Below are 5642 nucleotides of genomic sequence, written 5' to 3' on the forward strand. Positions count from 1 at the left end.
ATGCGGGGTCTGTGGACGGTGGAGCGGGTGCGGGCGGCCGAGGAGCGGGTCATGGCGCGCGTGCCGGACGGCGCGCTCATGCGCAGGGCCGCCTTCGGGGCGGCCCGCGTCGCGCTCGGGATGCTGACCGGGCCGCGCCGCCGCGTCGGCCTGCTGGTCGGCGCGGGCGGCAACGGCGGCGACGCCCTGTGGGCGGGCCACTACCTGCGGCGCAGGGGGGTGGCGGTGAGCGCGGTGCTGCTGCGGCCGGACCGGGCGCACGCCGAGGGGCTGGCCGCGTTCCTCAGGTCCGGTGGGCGGGTCGTGGACCGGCTCGGCGAGGTCGACCTGGTCGTCGACGGCATCGTCGGGCTGTCCGCGCGCGGCCCGCTGCGCCCGGACGCCGCCGAGCACGTCGCCGCGATCGACGCGCCGGTGCTCGCGGTCGACCTGCCCAGCGGGATCGATCCGGACACCGGCGCGATCGCCGGACCCGCCGTCCGGGCCGACGTCACGGTCACCTTCGGCTGCCTCAAGCCCGTGCACGCGCTCGCCGACTGCGGCCGGGTCGAGCTGGTCGACATCGGCCTCGGGCCCGAGCTGGCCGGTCCCGACCTGGCCGAGCTGGAGGACGCCGAGGTCGGCGCGCACTGGCCGGTGCCCGGTCGTTCGGACGACAAGTACACCCAGGGCGTCACCGGGATCGCCGCCGGTTCCGCGACCTACCCCGGCGCTGCCGTGCTGGCCACCGGGGCGGCGCTGCTCGCCACCTCCGGCATGGTCCGGTACGCGGGCGCGGCGGCCGAGGCGGTCCGGGCGTCCTGGCCGGAGTCGATCTGCACCGGCTCGATCACCGACGCGGGCCGCGTCCAGGCCTGGGTGGTCGGGCCGGGCCTGGGCACCGGGCTGAGCGCCGAGGGCGTGCTGCGGGCCGTGCTGGAGGCGGGCGTGCCGGTGGTCGCCGACGCCGACGCGATCACCATGCTGGCCAACAACCCCGACCTGTGGGACGCCCGCGACCCCGGCACCCCGCTGGTGCTGACCCCGCACGACCGCGAGTTCGAGCGGCTGGCCGGGCCGGTGGGGGAGGACCGGGTCGCCGCCGCGAAGCGGGCCGCCGCGCGGTTCGACGCGGTGGTGCTGCTCAAGGGCAACACGACGGTGCTGGCGGGCCCGGACGGGCGGGTGCTCGTGAACCGGGCGGGCGGCGGCTGGGCGGCCACCGCCGGGTCGGGCGACGTGCTGTCCGGGCTGGTCGGCGCGCTGCTGGCGGCCCGGCTCGACCCGCTGCTCGCGGCGGCCTGCGCGGCGCGCGCCCACGCGACGGCGGCGGACCTCGCCTCGCGCGGCGCGCCCATCCCGGCGTCGGCGCTGCTCAGGGCCGTGCCGGACGCGATCCGGGCGCTGCGGAGCGGATGAGCCCCGCGCCACGAGTGGCGGGCCGTCCGCCGATCACCTGCTATGACACCATGAACCGCGCTATGGCTGCTCCCCGCGCTGAGGTCGTCATCGACCTCGACAACCTCCGGCACAACACCGCGTACCTGGCCGCCCGCGCGCCGGGCGCCGAGCTGATGGCCGTGGTCAAGGCCGACGGCTACGGGCACGGCGCGGTCGAGGTGGCGCGGACCGCCCTCGGCGCGGGCGCGACCTGGCTGGGCTCCTGCTCGATCCCCGAGGCGCTGGCGCTGCGCGCCGGGGGGATCACCGCGCCCGTGCTGGCCTGGCTGGACACCCCGGACACCGACTTCGCGCCCGCCATCGCCGAGGGCGTCGACCTCGGCCTGTCCACGCCCCGCGCGCTGGAGTCCGCCGCGGCTGCCGCGCGCCGGGCGGGCAGGCGCGCCCGCGTCCACCTCAAGATCGACACCGGGTTGTCCCGCAACGGCTGCACCGCCGACGAGTGGGAGGGGTTCGTCGAGCTCGCCGCCGCCACCCCCGAGGTCGAGGTGCACGCGATCTGGTCCCACCTGGCGTGCGCCGACGAGCCCGGCCACCCGGCCACCGACGCGCAGGCCGAGCGGTTCGACGACGCCTACCGCGCCGCGCTGCGCGCGGGCCTGGACCCGAAGCGGCACCTGGCCAACTCGGCCGCCCTGCTCACCCGCCCCGACCTGCACTTCGACCTGGTCCGGCCGGGCATCGCGCTGTACGGGCTGAACCCGGTGCCCGACGAGCACGACCTGCGGCCGGTCATGACGTTCCGCTCCAGCGTGGTGCGCACCAAGCGCATCCGGGCGGGCGAGTCCGTCTCGTACGGCCTGACCTGGACCGCGAAGTCCGACACCTCGCTCGCGCTGGTGCCGGTCGGCTACGCGGACGGCGTGCCGCGCGCCCTGTCCAACCGGATGCGCGTGCAGCTCGCGGGCCGCAGGCGCCCGGTGGTCGGGCGGGTCTGCATGGACCAGGTCGTGGTGGACTGCGGGGACGACGAGATCGCGGAGGGGGACGAGGTCGTGCTGTTCGGGACCGGCGTCGACGGCGGGCCGACCGCCCGCGAGTGGGCGGACACCACCGGCACCATCGACTACGAGATCGTGACGGGGATGCACCGGCCGCGCGTGGTGAGGACCTACCGGTGAAGACGCTGTGGAAGGCCGTGAGCGTGGTCGGCGGGGTGCTGGGCGCCGCGGCGACCGGCGTCGCCGTGGGCGTCGCGGCCAACCACCGCAAGGTCACCGGCGAGCGCAGCCAGGACGACCCCCTGGCCGACGAGCCCCTCGGCAGGCTGCGCCCCACCCGCGAGTCCACGGTGGCCGCCGACGACGGCGTGCCCCTGTCGGCCGAGGAGGTCGACCCGGAGGACGGCGGCGAGGCCGAGCTGACCGTGGTGCTCGTGCACGGCTTCGCGCTCGACCGCCGCTGCTGGCACTTCCAGCGCCGCGACCTGGCCCCGCTGGTCGACCCGAGGGTGCGGCTGGTGCTGTACGACCAGCGCAGCCACGGCCGCTCCGACCGCTCGCCCGCCGAGTCCAACACCATCGACCAGCTGGCCCACGACCTGGACGCGGTGATCCGGTCCATGGCGCCCACCGGGCCGCTGGTGCTCGTCGGGCACTCCATGGGCGGCATGACGATCATGGCGCTGGCCGAGGAGAACCCGACCCTGTTCGCCGAGCGGGTGCGCGGCGTCGCGCTGGTGGGCACGGCGGCGGGCGCGGTCGGCGGCGCGGGGCTGCCCAAGTCGGTGCTGTCCCGGTACAACCCGGTCACGCTGGGCGTCGGCAGGCTCGCCGGGCTCCAGCCGAGCGCCGTGGAGTGGGCCAGGCGGCGGGCCAACATCCTGACCTGGAGCGGGATCCGGGCGCTCGCGTTCGGCGATCGCGGCGTGCCGACCTCGCTCGTCGACCTGATGGACGAGATGATCGCCGGGATCAAGGTGTCGGTGCTCACCGAGTTCCTGGAGACGCTGGGCACCCACGACCGCTACAAGGCGCTGGCCGGCCTGCGGCACTGCGAGGTGCTGGTGGTCAGCGGCGACGCCGACCGGCTCACCCCGTTCTCGCACGCGGAGCGGATGGCCGAGGAGATGCCGCACAGCGAACTGGTCCGGGCCTCCGGCGCGGGCCACATGGTGATGATGGAGCAGGCCGAGCTCGTGACCGCGCACCTGGTCGACCTGGTGCGCCGCAGCGCGGCCGTGGAGGACGAGGACGGGCGACGGTGGTGGCGAGCGTGATGCTGCCGACGGTGGCGGACACCGAGGCGTTCGGCAGGGCGCTGGGCGAGTCGGCGCGGGCGGGCGACCTGCTCCTGCTCGCCGGGCCGCTCGGCGCGGGCAAGACGGCGCTGGTGCGCGGCCTGGCGGCCGGGCTGGGCGTGCGGGGGCGGGTGAGCTCGCCGACGTTCGTGATCGCGCGGGTGCACGACGCCGGTGAGCGCGGCGTGGCGCTGGTGCACGTCGACGCGTACCGGCTGGGCGACGACCTGGCGCAGCTGGACGACCTGGACCTGGACACCGACCTGGTGGACGCGGTGGTGGCCGTCGAGTGGGGCGAGGGCGCGGCGCGGCTGTCCGAGGACCACCTGCTGGTGCGGCTGGAGCGGCGCGACGACGACGTGCGGGTGGCGCGGCTGGAGCCCAGCGGGGCGTGGGTCGGGCGGGAGCTGCCCGGCGTGGAGCCTGCTGGCGCGGAGCTGCCCGGTGCGGGGTCCCGCAGCGCGGAGGCCGCCGACCGCAACGGGTGAGCGGGCATCGGCCCCATTCCCCGTGACGGGGTCATGGGGGCTCCGTCGTGAGGAGGAACCGATGCTTCGCAGGGTTGCGGTGCTGTTCGCGGCGCTGGCCGGGGTGGCCCTCGCACCGGTGGCGGTCGCCGGGGCCTCGCCCGCCGACGCCGACGTCGCGTGCGACGCGGACTGGGGGACCGGTGACCGGGACGTCTGGGGCGGCGCGGCCGAGGGCGCGCTGACCGGCGTCCGGTCCGGTCAGCACGAGTGCTTCGACCGGCTGGTGCTGGACCTGGGCGCGGCGGACGCGGCCGGGTTCCACGTCGGGTACCGGGACGAGCTGGGGCACATCGCGAAGGACCAGGTGCTGCCGCTGCGCGGCGACGGCGTGCTCGTGGTCCTGGTCGACGTGCCCGGCCAGGGCTACCAGCCTGCGAACCCGGTCGAGGTGGTCGACGTGACCGGGTACCGGACGTTCCAGCAGGTCAGGTGGGCCGGCTCGGCCGAGGGTCAGGTCAAGCTGGGCATCGGCACGCCCGCCGGGCTGCCGTTCCGGGTGACCTCGGGCGGCGGCAAGCTCGTGGTGGACGTGGCGCACTCGTAGGGGCCGGCGGGTGCGGGCCGTGGCGGCGGCCCGCGCCCCGCCCTCACCCGATCGGCTCCGCCCCCGCGATCCCGTCCGCCGCCCCCAGCTCCACCACGTCCTGCGGCCGGAGCCGCAGGTCCTCCGCCACGCCCGCCACGTCGCCGCGCCGCAGCACCAGCCCGGCCAGCTCCGGGGCCAGCACCGAGAAGTACGAGTCCGGGGTCAGCCAGGTGCGGCCCGGCGCGCACAGGGCCAGCGCGCCGCCCGACCCGCCCTCGCCGACCACCAGCGTCGTCACCGGCACCGGCGACTCCGCCACCGCCGCGAACACCCCGGCGATCGCGGGCCCCACCCCGGCCCGCTCCGCCTCCGGCCCGTTCGCCGCGCCCGGCGTGTCCACCAGCGTCAGCACCGGCACCCCGAGCCGTCCCGCCATCCGCAGCAGCCGCTCCACCGTCCGGTACCCGGCCGCCCCGGTCGCGGTCCCCAGCTGCGCCGCCACGGCCACCGCCCGGTCGCCGCGCAGCCCCAGGCCGCACACCACCCCGTCGTCCACCCCGCCCGCCCGGTCGCCGCGCACCGGAACCAGCAGGTCGAAGTGGTCCGCCAGGTACGCCCCGGCGCGGGGCCGCGCCGCCGACCTGGCCCGGCGCACCGCCTCCCACCCGGTCCCCGGCAGGTCCAGCCGCCCCAGCGCGCGCGGCACCTCGGCGGGGCCGTCGCGCCGTCCCGCCAGCACCCGCAGGCAGTCCGCCACGACCCGCTCCACGTCGCCCGGCGCCACCACCGCGTCCACCGACCCGGCCGCGAACTGCCCCTCGGCGGTGTACTCCGGCCCGTTGCCCGGCCGCACCCGGCTGCCCGCGAAGCCGACCTGCGCCCCCGCCACCCCCAGCACCACGTCGGC

6 protein-coding genes are annotated in these 5642 nt (G+C 77.2%); 5 read left to right on the forward strand and 1 reads right to left on the reverse strand.

Annotated elements, in window-relative coordinates; all coding sequences use genetic code 11:
• The 5 genes from ACTUAL_RS19165 to ACTUAL_RS19185 all read left to right on the forward strand — a co-directional run.
• On the forward strand, window positions 1-1398 hold a 1398-nt coding region (locus tag ACTUAL_RS19165; protein ID WP_440901217.1), incomplete at its 5' end, for an NAD(P)H-hydrate dehydratase.
• A 62-nt stretch (window positions 1399-1460) separates the two neighbouring features.
• Window positions 1461-2561: an alanine racemase gene (gene alr, locus ACTUAL_RS19170; RefSeq protein ID WP_232520088.1), complete on the forward strand. Its 1101-nt coding sequence runs from the start codon at window positions 1461-1463 to the stop codon at window positions 2559-2561.
• Entirely contained in the window at window positions 2558-3658 is a 1101-nt protein-coding gene (locus ACTUAL_RS19175; protein WP_440901218.1) for an alpha/beta fold hydrolase, read from the forward strand. Before alr ends, ACTUAL_RS19175 begins: the two co-directional genes overlap by 4 nt.
• Window positions 3658-4167 (forward strand): tRNA (adenosine(37)-N6)-threonylcarbamoyltransferase complex ATPase subunit type 1 TsaE, encoded by a 510-nt coding sequence (gene tsaE, locus ACTUAL_RS19180; protein WP_096498106.1) that lies wholly within the window; start codon window positions 3658-3660, stop codon window positions 4165-4167. The genes ACTUAL_RS19175 and tsaE overlap by 1 nt, the downstream gene beginning before the upstream one ends.
• Window positions 4168-4228: 61 nt before the next feature.
• Window positions 4229-4753 carry an AMIN-like domain-containing (lipo)protein gene (locus ACTUAL_RS19185; protein ID WP_440901219.1) on the forward strand — a complete coding sequence of 175 codons (525 nt, stop codon included), beginning with the start codon at window positions 4229-4231 and terminating at the stop codon, window positions 4751-4753.
• Window positions 4754-4796: 43 nt separating this feature from the next.
• Here ACTUAL_RS19185 and ACTUAL_RS19190 read toward each other — a convergent pair.
• Window positions 4797-5642: carboxyl transferase domain-containing protein (locus ACTUAL_RS19190; protein WP_440901220.1), on the reverse strand; the 846-nt coding region annotated here is incomplete at its 5' end.

This window comes from Actinosynnema sp., assembly GCF_052038725.1.

What these genes read in the sequence shown, in the direction of transcription:
- alr (WP_232520088.1), top strand. Translation starts at nt 1,461, where the DNA reads ATGGCTGCTCCCCGCGCTGAGGTCGTCATCGACCTCGACAACCTCCGG.
- ACTUAL_RS19185 (WP_440901219.1), top strand. Translation starts at nt 4,229, where the DNA reads ATGCTTCGCAGGGTTGCGGTGCTGTTCGCGGCGCTGGCCGGGGTGGCC.
- tsaE (WP_096498106.1), top strand. Translation starts at nt 3,658, where the DNA reads ATGCTGCCGACGGTGGCGGACACCGAGGCGTTCGGCAGGGCGCTGGGC.